Consider the following 17,649-nt stretch of genomic DNA (forward strand, 5'->3'; position numbering starts at 1 on the left):
TTAATGACGTGAAGCGATGATCGCATCGGCCACGTTTTTCGGTGCTTCGGCGTAGTGATTAAACTCCATGCTGTAGGTGGCACGCCCCTGCGACATCGAACGCAGCGTGGTGGAGTAACCAAACATCTCCGCCAGCGGCACTTCAGCGCGGATTATGCGTGCGCCAAAACGTTCGTCCATCCCCTGCAACGTGCCACGGCGTGAGGAGAGATCCCCCATCACGTTACCGGCGTACTCTTCCGGAGTTTCCACTTCAACCTGCATCACCGGTTCGAGGATCACCGGATCGGCCAGTTTTGCTGCCGCCTTAAAGCCAAAAATTGCCGCCATGCGGAACGCCATTTCCGACGAGTCAACATCATGGTAGGAACCAAATGTCAGAGTGGCTTTAATGTCCACCACCGGATAACCCGCCAGCACGCCGCTATTCAGCGCTTCGCGAATCCCCTTCTCTACCGAAGGAATAAACTCGCGTGGTACAACCCCGCCTTTAGTGGCATCTTCAAACGCAAAACCGGCTCCCGCCTGCTGCGGTTCCAGCGTCAGAACCACATGACCATACTGGCCTTTACCGCCTGACTGACGCACAAACTTCCCTTCCACATCACGCACCGTTTTGCGGATGGTTTCACGGTAGGTCACCTGCGGTCGGCCAATGTTGGCTTCGACGCCAAACTCGCGCTTCATGCGATCAACGATGATCTCCAGATGCAGCTCGCCCATGCCGGAAATAATCGTCTGACCTGACTCTTCATCGGTATGCAGGCGGAATGAGGGATCCTCCGCCGCCAGCCGCTGCAATGCCAGCCCCATTTTTTCCTGGTCGCTCTTGGTTTTCGGCTCGATGGAGAGCGAAATCACCGGTTCCGGGAATTCCATACGCTCCAGCGTGATCACCGCGTTGGGATCACACAGGGTTTCGCCAGTGGTCACCTCTTTCAGGCCGACACAGGCAGCGATATCACCCGCACGAATCTCTTCAATTTCAATACGATCGTTAGCCTGCATCTGTACAATGCGCCCGATACGCTCTTTGCGCCCTTTCACCGCGTTCCACACGCTGTCGCCTTTACGCAATACGCCAGAATAAACGCGGACAAAGGTCAGCTGGCCGACATACGGGTCGCTCATCAGTTTAAAGGCCAGCGCCGAGAAGGGTTCGTCATCGTCGGCATGGCGTTCAGCGTGTTCGCCACGCTCATCCACACCGGCAACCGGTGGCACATCCACCGGCGACGGCATCAGCTCGATCACCGCATCCAGCATGCGTTGCACCCCTTTGTTTTTAAAGGCGCTACCGCACAGCATCGGCTGGATCTCGTTCTGCAAAGTACGCTGACGCAGACCAGCAATCACCTGCTCCTCGCTCAGATCACCCTGCTCAAGGTACGCATCCATCAGCGCTTCACTGGCTTCCGCCGCAGCGGCAACCATGTTTTCGCGCCACTCCGCCGCCAGGGCCTGCAAATCATCCGGGATAGGTGCGTAACTGAAGGTCATCCCCTGAGTCGCGTCATCCCAGGAAATGGCGCGCATTTTGATCAGATCCACCACGCCGGTAAAGTGTTCCTCGGCACCAATCGGGATCACAATCGGCACTGGATTAGCGTGCAGACGATCCTTCATCATCTGCACCACATGGAAGAAATCCGCACCCTGCCGGTCCATTTTGTTGACGAAGGCAATACGCGGCACATGATATTTATTGGCCTGACGCCAGACGGTTTCTGACTGCGGCTGCACGCCGCCAACAGCGTCATACACCATCACCGCGCCATCCAGCACACGCATGGAACGTTCCACTTCAATAGTAAAATCGACGTGTCCGGGGGTATCAATGATGTTGATACGGTGTGGCGCAAAGCTGCCATCCATACCCGGCCAGTAGCAACTCACGGCAGCCGAGGTGATGGTGATACCACGCTCCTGCTCCTGCGCCATCCAGTCGGTGGTTGCCGCGCCATCGTGCACTTCACCCAGCTTATGGCTCATCCCGGTGTAAAACAGGATGCGCTCGGTGGTGGTGGTTTTACCGGCATCGATGTGCGCGGAAATGCCGATATTGCGATAACGTTCGATGGGTAGCGGTCGGGGCATGATGCGTCCTTAGTCTGTTTGACGGAAAAAAGCGGGCACCATTGCCCGCTGATGCTATATAGCGTAGACCCATTGTACGAATGAATACGAACAGTTTGAGCTGTTTTTCATCAACCACAATTACATCAATACGCATTTGACCACTGGCATCCCATGCCGCTGCGTTTTATGGTAGGGGTCTCATTCTCAACGGGAAACACAACCATGCGCATTCTGGTAGTCGGCGCCGGCGCAACCGGCGGGTATTTCGGTGCGCGTCTGGCGCAAGCAGGACGTGATGTGACTTTTCTGGTGCGCGAGCGCCGTTTTCAGCAGTTAAAAAACGGCGGGCTGGTACTGAAAACCCCCACCAGCAGCGAGACCCTGCATCCACAGCTGGTGCAGGCCGGTGCGCTGCACGGCACTTATGATCTGATTATCCTGACGGTGAAAAGCTTTGGTTTGACACAGGCGATTGAAGATATCGCCCCTGCGGTTGGCCCGGAGACGCTGATTATGCCGATCCTGAACGGCATGCGGCATATTGATACGCTACGCAGCCGCTTTGGCGATAAGGTGATTGGCGGACTGTGCAAAATCAACGCGACTTTGGGTGAAAACGGCGAAGTGGTGCAGATGACCCCGCTGCACATCCTGTTCTACGGCGCACTGGATGGTCACAACGATGCACGTCTGCAACGGGTGAATGAAGCCCTGAGTGGTGCGCAGTTCGACAGCGTTTTTGCCGATAACATCGGCAGCGAAATGTGGGAAAAGTGGCTGCTGTTGAGTACCCTCGGTGCCGTCTGCTGTATCGCGCGTGGCAATACCCAGCAGATCCTCACCTCACAGGGCGGTGAAGCGTTATTACGGGGAGTTTTCGGCGAAGTGCTGTCCGTCATCAGCGCAGAAGGCTATCAGGAGCGCCCGGCGGTGACGGCGAAGATTTTTGAGACGCTGAATAACCCGGCGGCAGCGATGACATCATCGATGTATCGCGATCTGACCCAGGGCTATGACATCGAAGCTGACCAAATCATCGGCGATTTGCTGGTGCGTGGCACGCGCAACGGCGTGGTAACGCCGCTGCTGAATGCGGTGTATGTCAATTTGCAGGTGTATCTGAAGAATCGATAGCACAGACGTCGCGACGTAAATTAACTCTCCAGCACTGACCAGATGGCCGGATTGCCAATATACGCACGCAGCGCATCGAGAAACACCGTCACCCTCGCCGGAGGGTGCCGTAGCGCGCGCAACGCATAGATCCCGGTAACCGCCTGCGGTTGTGCCGACCACGCAGGAAAGAGCAGCTGTAATTTACCCGCTTTGATATCTTCCCCGACTACCCAGTCGGGCAGATAAGCAATCCCCATGCCCTCAACCGCCGCCAGCCTCATCCCTTCGAAATCATCACAGCCAAACAGCGGCGCAGTGCTACCCGCCCGTGTCGGATGCCCCAGCACATCGGCCCAGCCCAACAGGTCGGCACCGTGTAATTTGTCGATTAACGGATGACCCGCGAGTTCGTTCAGCGAACCTGGGACCCCCTGTTGCGCCAGATACGCTGGACTGGCGCACAATACCCGTGTCTGCAACGCTATGCGGCTGCCAATCAGGGTGCTGTCGGACATATCTCCAATGCGGATCACCAAATCCAGCCGTTCTGCGACCGGGTCCGCCAGCCTTTCCGTCAAATCCAGTTCCAGTCGCAGCTCAGGATGCTGACGCGACAGTTCACCCATCACCGGCAGGACATAACGTTTACCAAAGGTTGGGTAGCAGGCCACACGCAGGATCCCGGTGACCTCGCCCTTCATCGATGCCAGCTCCTGCTGCACATCCACCAGTGAGTCCAGAATCTGCCTGGCGCGGATCAGCAACGCCTCGCCCGCATCGGTCAGGGTCAGATGGCGGGTAGAGCGCAGGAACAACGGTGTATCAAGATGTGCTTCCAGCGCATCAATCTGACGGCCAATCGATGATGGCGTACGGCCACGGCGACGTGCGGCGGCGGAAAAACTACTCTCGCGTGCCACGTCTACGAAGACACCGAGGAACTCGGCAAATTTCTCTGATTGCATCTGTGCATTTCTTGCATAGCTGTTGTGGGGAGAAGCCATCTTATCAGCGAAGCCTCCCCGGCTTAACCTTCTTCTCAACGCAAATCGAAACATCATCAATCTGAGGAAGAAGACCATGCAAACACCAACTTATGATCCACTTTACCTGTTCATCAACGGCACCTGGCTGGCCGCAGACCATCGCGATACTGCGCCGGTCGTCAATCCGGCCAATGGTGCCGTGCTTGGCCGCCTGCCGCTGGCGACCGCCGCCGACCTGGCGCTGGCGCTGGATGTCGCACAGGACAGCTTCAATGTCTGGCGTCATACCGTCCCGGCTGAGCGCGCCCGCATTATGAAACGTGCAGCGGACCTGATGCGTGAACGGGCGGAGCATATCGCCACACAAATGACGCTGGAAGAAGGCAAACCGCTGACTGAGAGCCGCGATGAAGTCCAGCGCGCCGCTGAATATTTCGAGTGGTTCGCCGAAGAAGCCCGCCGCATCGATGGCCGTGTCGTCCCGGCCAATCGTCCGGGCGTACAACAGCTGGTGAAACGCCAGGCGATAGGTCCGGTAGCCGCCTTCACTCCGTGGAACTTCCCGGCTATCACTCCGGCGCGCAAACTTTCCGCCGCACTGGCCGCAGGATGCAGCGTGATTCTCAAGCCCGGAGAAGAAAGCCCGTCCACTGCGCTGGCCCTCGCCCGCTGCCTCGACGATGCCGGTTTACCTAAAGGGGTCCTGCAAATCGTCTTTGGCGTCCCGGACCAGGTCTCTTCCCAGCTGATTGCATCACCGATCATTCGTAAAGTCGCCTTTACCGGTTCGGTGCCGATTGGTCGTCTGCTGTCCGAACGTGCCGCCGCAGGGGTGAAACCCATTACGCTGGAGCTGGGTGGACATGGTCCGGTGCTGGTGTTTGCCGATGCCGATATCGATGCCGCCGCCACCGGTGGTGCAGCCAACCGCTTCCGCGGCACCGGTCAGATCTGCATCTCCTCAACCCGTTTCCTGATCCAACGCCCGGCCTATGAACGCTTCGTCGCCACCTTTGTCGCCGCCACGGAGCAGCTGGTGATTGGCGACGGCATGGCCGCCGAAACTCAGGTGGGACCGCTGGCGAATCAACGTCAGCTGGAAAAGATGGAATCACTGGTGGCTGATGCGGTTGCCCAGGGCGCCAAAGTGCTGACCGGCGGCAAACGTATCCCCGGCCCCGGCTATTTCTTCGCCCCTACCGTGCTGGCGGATGTGCCGATGAGCGCCCGCATCATGCATGAAGAACCCTTTGGTCCGATTGCGGTGATGCTCCCTTTTGACACGCTGGAAGATGGCCTGGCCGAAGCCAATCGCCTGCCCTATGCGCTCTCCGCCTATGCCTTTACCCGTGATGCACGCACCGCTATCGATGTGGGTGACGGGCTGGAAGCCGGCATGATCGGTATCAACCAGTACCGCATCATCGCCACCGAACTGCCCTTCGGCGGCATGAAAGAAAGCGGCCACGGTTCTGAGGGCGGCAGCGAAGGCATCGGGCATTATTTAACCAACAAATTTATCAGCCAGATTTAAGGAGAAAACCATGAAACCGATTGATTTCACCAGCCCGCGTGCGGCCGCCCGTCCCTTTACACCCAAACTGGCGGATTTCGTTGAGCAACCGCTGTATTCAGAAGTCTGGAAGGATGCCGATCTGGCCCCGCGTGACCGCAGTCTGATCACCATCGCCTGTTTGATCGCCCTGAATCATGCCAATGAGCTGCCCGCGCACTTACGTCGCGGTATCGAAAATGGCCTGACGAAAACCGAGTTGAGCGCAGTGATTACCCATCTGGCGTTCTACGCCGGTTTCCCCGCCGCGATTACCGCGTCGGCTTATGCCAACGCCACCTTTGCTGACGACCAGGCTAATTGATATTTAAGGATAACGCGATGAAAGCCATTACTTTTGAACAGTTTGGACCGGCAGAGGTATTAAAACTTGGCGAGGTGCCGGAACCCACACTTCGCCCTCATGACCTGCTGGTCCGTACCCGCGCCGCAGGCGTTAACCGCGCCGATCTCACCCATCGCCGTGGTGGCTATGGTCGGCCCGATTTTGGTGATTCTACCCTTATGGGGCTGGAAATTGCCGGGGATGTGATTGCGGTTGGTGCTGAGGTTACCGGCTTTAGCATTGGTGACCGGGTGATGGGGATTGTCGGCGGGGGTGCTTACGCCGAGGTTGCACGCATTGATTACCGCATGGCGATGCCCATCCCTGACAGCCTCAACTATGTTCAGGCCGCCGCCATCACCGAAGTGTTTGTCACGGCGAATGAAGCGCTGATCCACCTGGGCAAATTACAGGCGGGGGAAACGGTGCTGATCCATGCCGGTGCCGGTGGCGTGGGTGGTGCGGCGGTCCAGCTGGCGCACGCTCTGGGCGCAACGGTCATTACCACAGCCCAGGACAGCGCCCATCAATTGGTACGCCGTATGGGGGCGGATTATGCCATCGATTATGTGCATGAAGACTTTGCCGAGGTGGTCGCCAGCCTGACGGAGAATCGCGGTGTGGACCTGATCCTCGACTTCATTGGCGCGCCCTACTTCGAACGCAACGTCAATGCGCTCAACTTCGGTGGCCGCCTGGTGCAGATTGGTATTATGGGCGGCATCGAAAACGCGAAAATTCCGCTGGATCGGCTGCTGTATCGCCACCTGCAAATTATCGGCACCGTGATGAAATCGCGCAGCCAGGCGGTTAAACACGCCATGTCACAGCGCTTCCGTGATCGCTGGCTGGCAGAGTTTGGTCACGACGGACTGATGCCTATCATTGACAGTGTCTATCCTCTTGCCGAAGCCAGTGCCGCCCATCAGCGCATGGAAGAGGGTCTTAACGTCGGGAAGATTGTGTTGACAGCATAACCTCATGCCGATCTGGTCAAAACCGTCGCGGCGCGATAATTCGCGCCGCAACTGGAGATTCTTAGCTCGTGATGCGTGACTGCACTCCCGGCAGACGCATCAGCCGCTGCCATCCGGTTTCTACCGCTTCCGGCACCTCAACATGACCAAAGAATCCTTTGCCACGCGGCCCATAACCATTTTCATCATCGCGCAGCCGTTGTACTTCACCCATCAGCAACGACAGGAAGCGCTCCATTGACCACAATCCCTGCGGCGGTGCGCCGGTGATACGCAACATGCCGGAATCAATAATCACCTGAGGGGTAAACACCGGCCAGCTGATAAATTCCGGGGCATCCGCGCGATCGCGCCATTGCCAGCGGAAGGTTTCCCAGGTACGACGTTGCATCAACGGGTCCTGCACCAGAATCACCCGCTGCGGCTGCCACTGTTCGGTATCCAGCAATTGCTGGCTAAACGCAGCATTTTCTCCGCAGTTGCGTGATTTTTCTTCCAGCAGCAGCTGATCGTCAGGCAATGCCGCAAAGACGCGCGCAATGTCACCCAGCATGGCGGCCTCGCTTTTGCCCCGGGTATCAATCTGTCGATACAGCGGATGAGCAGCCATCATCTGTGCCAGTAACGGCGTGGAATGACCAATCCCGCCACTGATTAATAACGGCAGCTGGTATTTCTTTGCCAGCGCCACCACACCTTCAATATTCGGCAGCACCGCATGCCCGGCCAGAATGGCCAGGTCCGCCTCCAGCGTGCCCTGATGCGGCATATGATCCAGCGCCAGCCACTGCGCCAGCGTGTTGATATCGTGAATGTGTTCCTTATTGAGTTGCATGTTGTTCTCCTCAGGTTATCTCTCGCAGTGTACGCCTTAAGACCACACCGACAGGGAAAAATTTGCTACACTCGCCGCTATCATCTTCAGGAGAGTTCAATGACTTCGCGCTCCGTAACCCTCGATGACGTCGCTCAACTGGCGGGGGTTTCCTACCAAACCGTTTCCCGCGTGCTTAACCGCTCCGCTCAGGTTTCTCCCCGTACCAGGGCCAAAGTTGAAGCCGCGATGCAGCAGCTAAACTATGTGCCGAACCGCGTGGCGCAGCAGCTGGCTGGCAAAGCCACCCGCACGCTGGGGCTGGCAACCAGTGATCTGGCTCTGATGGCACCGGCGCAGATCGCCTCAGCCATCCAGCAACGTGCCGCAGCACTTGGCTACCATCTGGTGATTGCCATGGCTTCAGGTAGCGCTCAGGACACGGTCAATGAACTGCTGGCGCAGCGGGTTGATGCACTGCTAATCAATCTGCCGCTGGACGCCAGCGCAGCAGAACAGATTCAGCAGCAATGCGGTGATAAACCTGCCCTGTTTCTTGATGTTGAGCGTAGTGCCAGGGTCATGCAATGTCAGTATCGCAGTGAATCTGGCGCACGCCAGGCAGTGGATCATCTGGTGGCGCTCGGCCACCGCCAGATTGGGGTGCTGAACGGTCCGGCAAGTTCAGCCTCTGCGCGCGCACGCTTTCAGGCGTGGCAGCAGGCGCTGGCAGCCCATAGACTGACAACCTGTTGCGTGCTGGAAGGCGACTGGAGCGCAGCGTCAGGTTATCAGGCATTGCTCAGCCAGTTACCGCATCACCTACCGCAGGCGCTGCTGGTGGCGAACGATCAGATGGCGCTCGGAGCAATGCGCGCGCTGCATCAGCATGGCGTGCAGATTCCCGCTGAGATAGCCGTGATTGGTTATGATGACACGGTGGAGAGCGCCTGGTACCAGCCCCCACTGACTACGGTGCGTCAGGATTTGCAGCAGCTCGGTGCAATCAGTGTTGATCGGCTGCTGGCGCGCCTGGACGGTGTGAGCCACGACGAGCAGCCACTGGAAACCACGCTGGTGGTGCGGGAAACCACGGCAGCGCCGCAACAGGAAAAGTCAGATATCGCCGAGGTGGCGCAACAGTTGCAGGTGCTGGCAAGACGGCTGCTGCGCGAATAATCGCGACGGAAAAACATTCAGGGGCCTTTCGGCCCCTGAATACTTATTGCGGCTTGGGTTCACCCATGGCCTTGAGCTTTTTCGACAGCTCACGGCGTTCTTTGGAGAGATCCGCGTTTTTAATGATGTACTCGTCCACGCGGTCTTCATAGTCTACGCGCATGCTGGCGATAATTTCCTGAATCGCCTCAACGCTCATGCCCGGTTTGATGTATTCGCTCAGGTTATCCAGCAGCAACACACGTTTCTGGTTATCACGGATTTTCTTCTCGTTGTCCGTAATTTCGCGCTGTAGTTTGTTTTTACGACGAAACATACGCACAAACTCCAGAACGTCCTGAAATGATTGCTTGGCATTTTCCATGTTGGCACCTTTCTTTAGGCCTGCCTGAGCAGGCGGAATAGTCATATACCCTAAATACTTCGAGGTGCAGGAAGGCGGCAAGAGAATGAAGCCCCAGGAGCTTACTGAAGTAAGTGACTGGGGTGAATGAGCGCAGCCAACGCACCTGCAACTTGAAGTATGACGGGTATCTTCAGCTTAGCGGCTTGCCAGCCTCGTAAGCAATTTTCACAGCTAAAATCGGACAGGGACTTATCTTAGCGCAAAGAAAGGGCGATTCACATTAAGTCATTGCCGCGAAAACTATTTACGTAACGCCAGACGTACCAGATCGGTCATTCGCTCCAACTGGCGAGCCTGTTCAAGGCTCAGCCAGACATAGCCATAAATCGAGGTGGTCTCCAGCTGCTTGCTGCCGTTAGCAATCAGTTGCTCCAGTTCCTGCATGATATTGCCCAGTTCATGGCTGTTGGCCGTGACCTGTTCCGTCTCCCCTTTAACCATCAGCACCGCCAGTGCCTTCAGGGTGTTTTCCGTCATCTGCTGGGTGCGGCGTAACGCGGGTGCATTCAGTAACAGATAATGGCTCTCGCGTGACGCCCACCACGCATCAATTTGCATCTGCATGGTGTTAACCATATTACGGTTTATGGTCTGAATCGCTTCAAACACCGATTTTGGAATGCGGGTCTCTTTGCTGGCGGGTTCCAGTAACGCGCGCATTTTGATCACGCTGGTGAGCAGTTTTTGAAACGGTTTATTCAGCCGGGGTTTATCCACCAGGTTGGCTGAAAACCCAGTGTGATGAATTTTCGCCATATTGATAAAGGCATCGGAGAGCTGGATACGCCAGTGAATGTAGGCACGCTGCGCCCAGATGGCGGTGAACATCAGTGCCATCAGCGAGCCCAGAATCACATCCCCGCCGCGCCACATCGCCACGGTGAAGTCCCCAGCCGGTGCGCCAACCACCACACTCAGAGTGATGCCTATCAGCAGTGCCATATACGGATGTTTGCCAAGGGTGAGATAACCGCACACCACCATCACCGCAAAACACCAGACCAGCATCACTGGCAGTGAGATCAGTTCCAGCTTCAGGGCGATCAGCCCCGAGACCGCACCCGCAAAGGTGCCAATGATACGCTGGACCACACGAGGAAAGACATTTCCCCAGGTCGAGATCGGCCCCATCACTACCACCAGCGTAATCAGCGGCCAGGTTCCTTCCGGGATCTCTGTCAGACGGACAAACAAAAAGCTCAGGACAAAAGCGATGGCGATACGCACGCCATGCACGGCACGATAATGGCGGTAGAGCCAGAACTCAATGGATGAAATAGGCTTATCAGCGCGTAACATGATGGTCCGGGAACGGGAAAATTTTGCGCGCTATGTTACCCTGGCAAAACAGGATCGCTTAAGCCCTGACGCGCATTTTTACTGACTTTTTGACGACTGCTTACAAAAACCAACATGCGCGCTACATCCATTTTTCCCAATCGAAACATAGATGTAACGACATGCGCTTTTTTAGCAAGGACGCACCGGAATATACATATTGAGCAGCCAGTTGCCGCTTTGCGAACCGTCGGAAAGATAATGCTCATAGCAGGGGCGTTCATCGATTTGCCAGTCACTGCGTTGCTGTAACAGCACGAACAACTCATTCCAGGCAGCGAAGAAGTCGTTATTGGTCACTTCCCGGCAGGTATGGAAGTAGTACCCTCCCGCCAGCGTACCGTGCTGAATATTGTCCCCCGCCGCGAGGGCAAAATCCGCCGGGACCGTAAGCACAGTTTCCACTTCTAACTCCTCAGGCGGTAACTGCTGGGGATTTCCATAGTAAATGGCCATCCACTCCCCGGAGAAGCCATGACGCGCGGCCCACACCTTCAGCTGCCCAAAACCCTGCGGCACAGTTTCCTGCCAGGGTCCTTTCAGGCGATAACCGACCCAGCTTTGCGCCGGACGATCAACGACAGATGTTTTCATGATTCACCTCGGTATCAGCAAATGGGGATGCTGATACCGAAGTTAGACCATGCTTACAGTTTTTGCTTCAGGTAATCTTCAATACGCGTCACGATCCCGGCTTTATTTACCGCTGTCAGCGCATAGAGCGGATAGCTCGCCAGCTGCTTATCTTTGTCCATCACCTGAATCTCACCCACCTGCTCGTTGGCCTTCAAAGGCGCTTCCAGATCTTTGCGATCGATAACGTATTTCGCTTTCACGTTCTGCACTTCGCCACGCGGCAGCGACAGATAGATGTCCTGGGTGGTGCCGACATCCACCTGATGCGGATTACCGTACCAAACGTTTTCAGTGCCAATCTTCTTGCCTGCATGGAACAGTTGGACGGTGTCAAAGTTGTTCTGACCCCAGATCAGCAGCTTACGCGCCTGATCCTCACGTCCTTTCGAGCTTTTACCCCCCATAATCACCGCAATCAGACGATGCTGACCGATGATATTTGAGGCGATAATGTTAAAGCCGGCGGTTTCGGTATGGCCGGTTTTCAGGCCGTCAACGTGCAGATTGTTATCCCACAGCAGGCCGTTACGGTTGTTCTGGGTGATACCGTTCCAGGTGAGGGTTTTCTCACTGTACATGGCATAGAAATCGGGTTCGCCACTGATAATGGCGCGAGACAGCACCGCCAGATCACGTGCGGTGGTGTGCTGACCTGGCGCATCCAGACCGTGCACGGTTTCAAAGTGGGTATGCGTCAGGCCCAGTTTCTGCACATAGCTGTTCATCATGGTGACGAAGTTTTGCTGACTGCCCGCAACATAATCGGCCAGTGCCACACAGGCATCGTTGCCTGAATCGATAATCACCCCACGGCTCAGATCGCGCACCGTCACCTTATCGCCAGGCTTGAGGAACATCAGCGAGGAACCTTTAAACACCGGGTTGCCGGCAGCCCAGGCATCTTTGCCAACGGTAACCACATCGTCACGCGTGATTTTGTGCTGATCGATCGCCCGATCCACCACGTAGCCGGTCATCAGTTTGGTGAGACTGGCCGGGTTGCGCTCCTCATCGGGATTCCCGGATGTGAGAATCTGCCCGGTGGTCGCGTCCATCAGGACCCAGGAAGCCGCATCAATCGACGGAGGCGTCAGGGGGAATGGCATGCTGTCGTCAGCCTGCGCCAGCGATGCCCAAAAAATCATTCCAGATACAGTTACCAGCAGACGCCTTTTCAACACTTCTTCCTCAAAAAATGAATTTACCGCCGCACTTTGTACGGCAAATGCCTTTAAGAGGTTTGAATAAATTGAAAAAAAGTATGAACTGAGGACAAATTCTGCGCGCGGACGCGCAGAGCGGTGGAGGAAGGTTGTACTGTGCCAGCCGGACGACTATTCTGTGCGTTGATTTTACATTGCCAGGATAACGCCGTGCCCGCCTCCGAATTCACCTTTTTAGTCCACGATTACGAAACCTTCGGCAAGAGTCCCTCGCTGGATCGACCGGCGCAGTTTGCCGGGTTGCGTACTGATAAAGATTTCAATGCCATAGGTGAACCGCAGGTGTTTTATTGCCAGCCAGCAGATGATTATCTGCCGCAACCTGAAGCCGTGATGATCACCGGCATTACCCCGCAAACGGCGCAGGCACGCGGCGTAACGGAAGCGGCCTTTGCCGAGCGTATCCATGGCCTGTTTACCGAGCCGCAGACCTGCGTGCTGGGATACAACAATGTCCGCTTCGATGACGAAGTCACCCGCAACATTTTCTATCGAAATTTCTTCGATCCTTATGGCTGGAGCTGGCAGAACGGTAACTCGCGCTGGGATTTGCTGGATGTGATGCGCGCCTGCTATGCGTTGCGCCCGGAAGGCATTATCTGGCCGGAAAATGATGACGGCTTCCCCAGCTTTAAACTGGAACATCTGACCAAAGCGAACGGCGTGGCGCACGAGCAGGCGCATGATGCGATGTCGGATGTCTATGCCACGCTGGCAATGGCAAAGCTGGTCAAAGAGAAGCAACCGAAACTGTTTGAGTTCCTGTTTACCCATCGCAATAAACAGAAACTGATGACGCTTGTCGACATCCCGCAAATGAAGCCGCTGGTGCATGTTTCAGGGATGTTCGGCGCGGCGCGGGGTAATACCAGCTGGATTGTGCCGCTGGCATGGCACCCGGATAACCGTAACGCGCTGATCGTGGCCGATTTGGCCGGGGACATGACGCCACTGCTTGAGCTGTCTCCTGATGAACTGCGCGAACGCTTGTACACCCGCCATAGCGAACTGGGCGATCGTGCGGCAGTCCCCATCAAACTGGTACATATCAATAAATGCCCGGTGCTGGCCCCGGCCAACACCCTGCGTCCGGAAGATGCTGAGCGGCTGAATATCGATCGCCAGGCCTGCCTGGCAAACCTTGCGCTGTTGCGTCAGCATGCGGAAGTGCGGGAAAAAGCAGTGACGTTATTTGCAGAAGCCGAGCCGTTTACCCCATCAGATGATGTGGATGCGCAGTTATATAACGGTTTCTTCAGTGATGCCGACCGGGCAGCAATGAATATCGTGCGTCAGACACCGGCACAGAATCTGCCCGCGCTGGATTTAACCTTTGATGATAAGCGCATTGCAAAGCTGTTGTTCCGCTACCGGGCGCGCAACTTTCCGGGCACGCTGGATGATGCCGAGCAGCAGCGCTGGTTACAGCATCGCCGTGAAGCGCTGAACGCAGAGCGTGTGCAGGCATTCCTGCTGGAGCTGGAGTCACTGGCGAGTTTGCATGAAGGGAATAACGAAAAGCTGGGATTGTTAAAATCGCTGTATTTATATGCGCAGGAACTGGTTTCGTAATTACATTCAGGACATAACGTAGCGGTGCGATTTATCGCGCAATTTCGGTAAAACCTGCGCGATAAATCGCGCCGCTACACATACTGAAGGTGCGCGTTACCGCGCACCACTTTGATTTAAACTTCTTCGCTGTACTGCGGCACCGGGTTACGGAAGGTGCGGGTCACAAACGCCAGGTAGATAATCCCTACCGCTGCCCACACCAGACCTAACACCATTGAGGTCTCTTCCAGGTTAATCCACAGTGCGCCGACGGTCATCGCACCGAGAACCGGCAACACCAGATAGTGGAAGTGATCTTTCAGCGTTTTGTTACGCTTTTCACGGATCCAGAACTGCGCAATCACCGACAGGTTAACAAAGGTAAACGCTACCAGCGCACCGAAGTTAATCAGTGCCGTTGCGGTCACCAGGTCGAAGTTAATCGCCAGCAATGCAATCGCGCCCACCAGCAGCACGTTCAGTGACGGGGTACGCCATTTCGGGTGTACATAGCCAAAGAAACGCTCCGGGAACACACCATCACGCCCCATCACATACATCAGACGGGAAACGCCCGCGTGTGCCGCCATGCCAGATGCCAGCACCGTGACCACCGAGAAGATCAGGATGCCAACCTGCAGCGCTTTACCCGCCACAAACAGCATAATTTCCGGCTGAGAGGAATCCGGATTCTGGAAACGCGAGATATCCGGGAAGTACAGCTGCAGGAAGTAAGACACCGCAATAAAGATCACGCCACCGATCAACGCGGTAAGGAAAATCGCGCGCGGAATGGTGCGTTCAGCGTCTTTGGTCTCTTCCGACAGCGAACTGATGCCATCAAAGCCAAGGAATGAGAAACACAAGATAGTCGCACCGGTGATCATCGGTACCACATGGGCGTCAGATGACCAGAACGGTTTCGAGCTGGTCAGCGTACCTGCACCTACACCGTGCGCCACACCGTAGATCACCATCGCGGTAATCCCGATCATCACCAGAACCTGCAACACCACAATCAGGCTGTTGAAGTTAGCAACGGTTTTGATACCACGCAGGTTGGAGAGCGTCATAAAGCCCACCAGCAACACCACGAAAATCCACGACGGAATGCCCGGCACCAGCGTTTCAAAATAGCTTTTTGCCAGCAGGATGTTGATCATCGGCATGAACAGATAGTCCAGCAGTGATGACCAGCCCACCATAAAGCCAACATGTGGGCTGATGGCCTTCTGTGCATAGGTATAAGCGGAGCCCGCAGATGGGAAGCGGCGTACCAGCTTACCGTAGCTAATAGCAGTGAACAGAATGGCAATCAGCGCAAACGCATACGCTGTGGCGACGTGGCCGTCAGTCAGACCTGAAACAATGCCAAAGGTATCAAACAGGGTCATTGGCTGCATATATGCCAGGCCCATCATGACCACCGGGATCAAGGTCAGGGATTTTTTCAGGTGTGCACGCTGTGGTGCGCTAGAGGTATTAAGCGACATTGTTCAGGCCCCCTACAGCAACAACCGGACTGGGTTGTACCACAGGGAAACTGCGCAAATTGCGACAGGAGGTGGGTTGATAAGCATTTGTGCTTACCGCAGCGCCGTAGTCATCACGAAAGCGAGAACCAGCCTGCGCTGGTGCAGTTGTAAACAGCCCCATCTTTGTATCCTCAAAATCTCACGCGCAACGCGTGTTTCAGTGTCTATCTATCCGGATGCGTGTCCGGCCTCGGTTAAATTATGGTGAAATCACTCTGCAAAAAATAACCGACGCTATAAGCGTCGGTTATGTTGGTATTTTGCAGGGCGCATATTTTGCCTTAATTACTGGCTTCAATACAAGATGTTGCCGCTATTCTTCCTGCGATCAGGCATTCTTCAGCATCCAGTCAATCTCGGTTGCGGTGATCAGCCGCTCAAACTGCATCAGTTCGTACTGTTTGCAGCTATGCCAGACGGCACTGAAACGCTCCCCCAATATTTTTTGCAGCGGATAACTGTTCTCAAATTCATACAGCGCATCACTCTGCCGAATCGGCAGCGCCAGCCCCTCCGCCTCATGACCATTGCCTTTCACCGGATGCGGTAGCGGCAATGCGTTGTCCAGACCGTGCAGAATACCGGCAAGAATGGTTGACACTACGAGGTAAGGATTTGCATCGGCTCCGGCAACACGATATTCCACGCGATGATTTTCCACATCACCGCAAGGAATACGTAACGCGACCGTGCGATTGTTATGTCCCCAGGAAGCCTGCAGCGGTACAAAAGCATCCGGCAGGAAGCGACGATACGCATTCACATTCGGTGCCAGCAACGCCATGGAAGCCGGCATCAAATCGATCATCCCAGCCAGCGCACGCTTCAACAGTGGTGAATCGCTACCATCATCCAGCGAGAAGGCGTTGTGATCGGCCGCATCAAGCATACTGATATGTACGTGCATCCCGCTGCCCGCATACTCCTCGTAGGGCTTCGCCATGAACGTTGCGGTCATGCCATGATTTTCCGCCACCTGACGTACCAGGCGTTTCAGCTGGATGGCGTGATCGCAGGCTTTCAGCACGTCACGCGTGTGATGCAGGTTGATTTCAAATTGTCCTGGTGAGGCTTCGGCCAGCGCACCATCCGCCGGAATGCCCTGCTGTTTTGCCAGGTCGTCAATATCACGCAGCACGTCGGCGAAGTGATCGAGGTTATCCACCGAATAGACCTGGCTTTGCATGTTGCGTTCATCACTACCTGGCGCGCAAGGCGGCTGGATATAGCCTTCCGCATCACGTTTTTTATCGACCAGATAGAACTCCAGCTCTACCGCTACCACTGGAAATAATCCACGATTGCGCAGCTGTTGCCACAGCTGATTGAGGACATTTCGGGGTTCAACGTCAAAGGGAGTACCATCTTGGTTGCACATGGTCAGCAGCAGTTGTGCAACGCGTTGGGGGTCGGCAGCGGAGGGCATTAAAGAACCCAGGACAGGAAAGCAAATATTGTCTGGCTCGCCGAGCGCCTGTCCCAGTCCGGCCTCTTCGACGGTGTTACCCAGAATATCCATGGCAAAGACCGAAGCCGGGAAGTAACAGCCCTTTTCCAGTTTTGCTAACGCTGAGACGGGAATGCGCTTACCGCGAAATACCCCATTCAGATCATTTAAAAGTATATCGACATACTGCGTTTCAGGATGGCGTTCCAGCCAGGTTTTCACCTCCAGCTGGAACGCGCTGGTTCGCTTCTCTTCACTATGTCGCGTGAAGTCTTCTACTTCCACGAGGTTCGTCATGATCCCACCCGCCCTTTACCGTTTGTCAGGTTTGCGCAATGCTCAAAATAACAGCCACCCATCTAACATAGCTCCAACACAAAAAGTGTGCAAATGTAACAAATCTGTTTGAAGATTAGCCAGGCGGTTGCTAGATTGACAATATATTGCACACTTTTACTTCA

15 protein-coding genes are annotated in these 17,649 nt (G+C 55.5%); 6 read left to right on the plus strand and 9 right to left on the minus strand.

The genetic code is table 11. From position 1 onward, the window contains the following. The gene (gene fusA / locus AC6I8X_RS12700) at nt 1–2,097 is read right to left on the minus strand and encodes an elongation factor G (RefSeq protein WP_497839914.1); all 2,097 of its coding nucleotides are present in this window, start codon (nt 2,095–2,097) and stop codon (nt 1–3) included. 204 nt (nt 2,098–2,301) lie between these two features. On the opposite strand from fusA, the gene AC6I8X_RS12705 reads away from it, so the two are divergent. After that, entirely contained in the window at nt 2,302–3,213 is a 912-nt protein-coding gene (locus tag AC6I8X_RS12705) for a ketopantoate reductase family protein (RefSeq protein WP_497839915.1), read from the plus strand. A gap of 20 nt (nt 3,214–3,233) precedes the next feature. On the opposite strand, the gene AC6I8X_RS12710 is transcribed toward AC6I8X_RS12705, so the two are convergent. Then, complete coding sequence (locus tag AC6I8X_RS12710; RefSeq protein WP_313684085.1) at nt 3,234–4,160, minus strand: LysR family transcriptional regulator; 927 nt, start codon at nt 4,158–4,160, stop codon at nt 3,234–3,236. A gap of 115 nt (nt 4,161–4,275) precedes the next feature. Here AC6I8X_RS12710 and AC6I8X_RS12715 point away from each other — a divergent pair, with 115 nt between their 5' ends. The 3 genes from AC6I8X_RS12715 to AC6I8X_RS12725 are packed head-to-tail and all read left to right on the plus strand — an operon-like array spanning nt 4,276 to nt 7,056. Then, complete coding sequence (locus tag AC6I8X_RS12715) at nt 4,276–5,715, plus strand: NAD-dependent succinate-semialdehyde dehydrogenase (RefSeq protein ID WP_313684083.1); 1,440 nt, start codon at nt 4,276–4,278, stop codon at nt 5,713–5,715. Between the two features lie 10 nt (nt 5,716–5,725). Further along, entirely contained in the window at nt 5,726–6,058 is a 333-nt protein-coding gene (locus tag AC6I8X_RS12720) for a carboxymuconolactone decarboxylase family protein (protein WP_299449354.1), read from the plus strand. Between the two features lie 17 nt (nt 6,059–6,075). Then, the gene (locus tag AC6I8X_RS12725; RefSeq protein WP_313684081.1) at nt 6,076–7,056 is read left to right on the plus strand and encodes an NAD(P)H-quinone oxidoreductase; all 981 of its coding nucleotides are present in this window, start codon (nt 6,076–6,078) and stop codon (nt 7,054–7,056) included. Between the two features lie 61 nt (nt 7,057–7,117). Here AC6I8X_RS12725 and AC6I8X_RS12730 read toward each other — a convergent pair whose 3' ends face one another. After that, the gene (locus AC6I8X_RS12730) at nt 7,118–7,891 is read right to left on the minus strand and encodes a YdcF family protein (protein ID WP_497839916.1); all 774 of its coding nucleotides are present in this window, start codon (nt 7,889–7,891) and stop codon (nt 7,118–7,120) included. Between the two features lie 99 nt (nt 7,892–7,990). Here AC6I8X_RS12730 and AC6I8X_RS12735 point away from each other — a divergent pair, with 99 nt between their 5' ends. Continuing rightward, nucleotides 7,991–9,049: a LacI family DNA-binding transcriptional regulator gene (locus AC6I8X_RS12735; protein WP_497839917.1), complete on the plus strand. Its 1,059-nt coding sequence runs from the start codon at nt 7,991–7,993 to the stop codon at nt 9,047–9,049. Between the two features lie 43 nt (nt 9,050–9,092). Here AC6I8X_RS12735 and tmaR read toward each other — a convergent pair whose 3' ends face one another. The 4 genes from tmaR to dacD form a co-directional block, all read right to left on the minus strand. Continuing rightward, a complete protein-coding gene (gene tmaR, locus AC6I8X_RS12740) occupies nt 9,093–9,413 on the minus strand; it encodes a PTS system regulator TmaR (RefSeq protein WP_013509702.1) in 321 nt (106 codons plus the stop codon). Nucleotides 9,414–9,695: 282 nt separating this feature from the next. Continuing rightward, on the minus strand, nt 9,696–10,754 hold the full coding sequence (locus AC6I8X_RS12745; protein WP_299449343.1) for an FUSC family protein: 1,059 nt from the start codon (nt 10,752–10,754) through the stop codon (nt 9,696–9,698). A gap of 171 nt (nt 10,755–10,925) precedes the next feature. Beyond that, a complete protein-coding gene (locus AC6I8X_RS12750) occupies nt 10,926–11,387 on the minus strand; it encodes a GyrI-like domain-containing protein (RefSeq protein WP_299449341.1) in 462 nt (153 codons plus the stop codon). Between the two features lie 53 nt (nt 11,388–11,440). Next, nucleotides 11,441–12,607 (minus strand): serine-type D-Ala-D-Ala carboxypeptidase DacD, encoded by a 1,167-nt coding sequence (gene dacD / locus AC6I8X_RS12755; RefSeq protein ID WP_208617286.1) that lies wholly within the window; start codon nt 12,605–12,607, stop codon nt 11,441–11,443. Nucleotides 12,608–12,802: 195 nt separating this feature from the next. On the opposite strand from dacD, the gene sbcB reads away from it, so the two are divergent. After that, nucleotides 12,803–14,224 (plus strand): exodeoxyribonuclease I, encoded by a 1,422-nt coding sequence (gene sbcB / locus AC6I8X_RS12760; RefSeq protein ID WP_497839918.1) that lies wholly within the window; start codon nt 12,803–12,805, stop codon nt 14,222–14,224. 116 nt (nt 14,225–14,340) lie between these two features. On the opposite strand, the gene AC6I8X_RS12765 is transcribed toward sbcB, so the two are convergent. Both AC6I8X_RS12765 and AC6I8X_RS12770 read right to left on the minus strand, forming a co-directional pair. After that, nucleotides 14,341–15,699, minus strand: coding sequence for an APC family permease (locus tag AC6I8X_RS12765; protein WP_299449336.1), 1,359 nt, complete (start codon nt 15,697–15,699; stop codon nt 14,341–14,343). 370 nt (nt 15,700–16,069) lie between these two features. Then, nucleotides 16,070–17,485, minus strand: coding sequence for a glutamine synthetase family protein (locus AC6I8X_RS12770; protein ID WP_299449333.1), 1,416 nt, complete (start codon nt 17,483–17,485; stop codon nt 16,070–16,072). Nucleotides 17,486–17,649 lie beyond the last annotated feature (164 nt).

The organism is Pantoea sp. X-Soil-TKNS-1280, assembly GCF_059730475.1.

Excerpts from the sequence above, each read along its gene's own strand:
- AC6I8X_RS12705 (WP_497839915.1), top strand. The coding sequence starts at position 2,302 with ATGCGCATTCTGGTAGTCGGCGCCGGCGCAACCGGCGGGTATTTCGGT.
- AC6I8X_RS12720 (WP_299449354.1), top strand. The coding sequence starts at position 5,726 with ATGAAACCGATTGATTTCACCAGCCCGCGTGCGGCCGCCCGTCCCTTT.
- tmaR (WP_013509702.1), bottom strand. The coding sequence starts at position 9,413 with ATGGAAAATGCCAAGCAATCATTTCAGGACGTTCTGGAGTTTGTGCGT.
- AC6I8X_RS12715 (WP_313684083.1), top strand. The coding sequence starts at position 4,276 with ATGCAAACACCAACTTATGATCCACTTTACCTGTTCATCAACGGCACC.
- AC6I8X_RS12735 (WP_497839917.1), top strand. The coding sequence starts at position 7,991 with ATGACTTCGCGCTCCGTAACCCTCGATGACGTCGCTCAACTGGCGGGG.
- AC6I8X_RS12725 (WP_313684081.1), top strand. The coding sequence starts at position 6,076 with ATGAAAGCCATTACTTTTGAACAGTTTGGACCGGCAGAGGTATTAAAA.
- AC6I8X_RS12710 (WP_313684085.1), bottom strand. The coding sequence starts at position 4,160 with ATGCAATCAGAGAAATTTGCCGAGTTCCTCGGTGTCTTCGTAGACGTG.
- fusA (WP_497839914.1), bottom strand. The coding sequence starts at position 2,097 with ATGCCCCGACCGCTACCCATCGAACGTTATCGCAATATCGGCATTTCC.
- AC6I8X_RS12765 (WP_299449336.1), bottom strand. The coding sequence starts at position 15,699 with ATGTCGCTTAATACCTCTAGCGCACCACAGCGTGCACACCTGAAAAAA.
- AC6I8X_RS12750 (WP_299449341.1), bottom strand. The coding sequence starts at position 11,387 with ATGAAAACATCTGTCGTTGATCGTCCGGCGCAAAGCTGGGTCGGTTAT.
- AC6I8X_RS12745 (WP_299449343.1), bottom strand. The coding sequence starts at position 10,754 with ATGTTACGCGCTGATAAGCCTATTTCATCCATTGAGTTCTGGCTCTAC.
- AC6I8X_RS12770 (WP_299449333.1), bottom strand. The coding sequence starts at position 17,485 with ATGACGAACCTCGTGGAAGTAGAAGACTTCACGCGACATAGTGAAGAG.
- AC6I8X_RS12730 (WP_497839916.1), bottom strand. The coding sequence starts at position 7,891 with ATGCAACTCAATAAGGAACACATTCACGATATCAACACGCTGGCGCAG.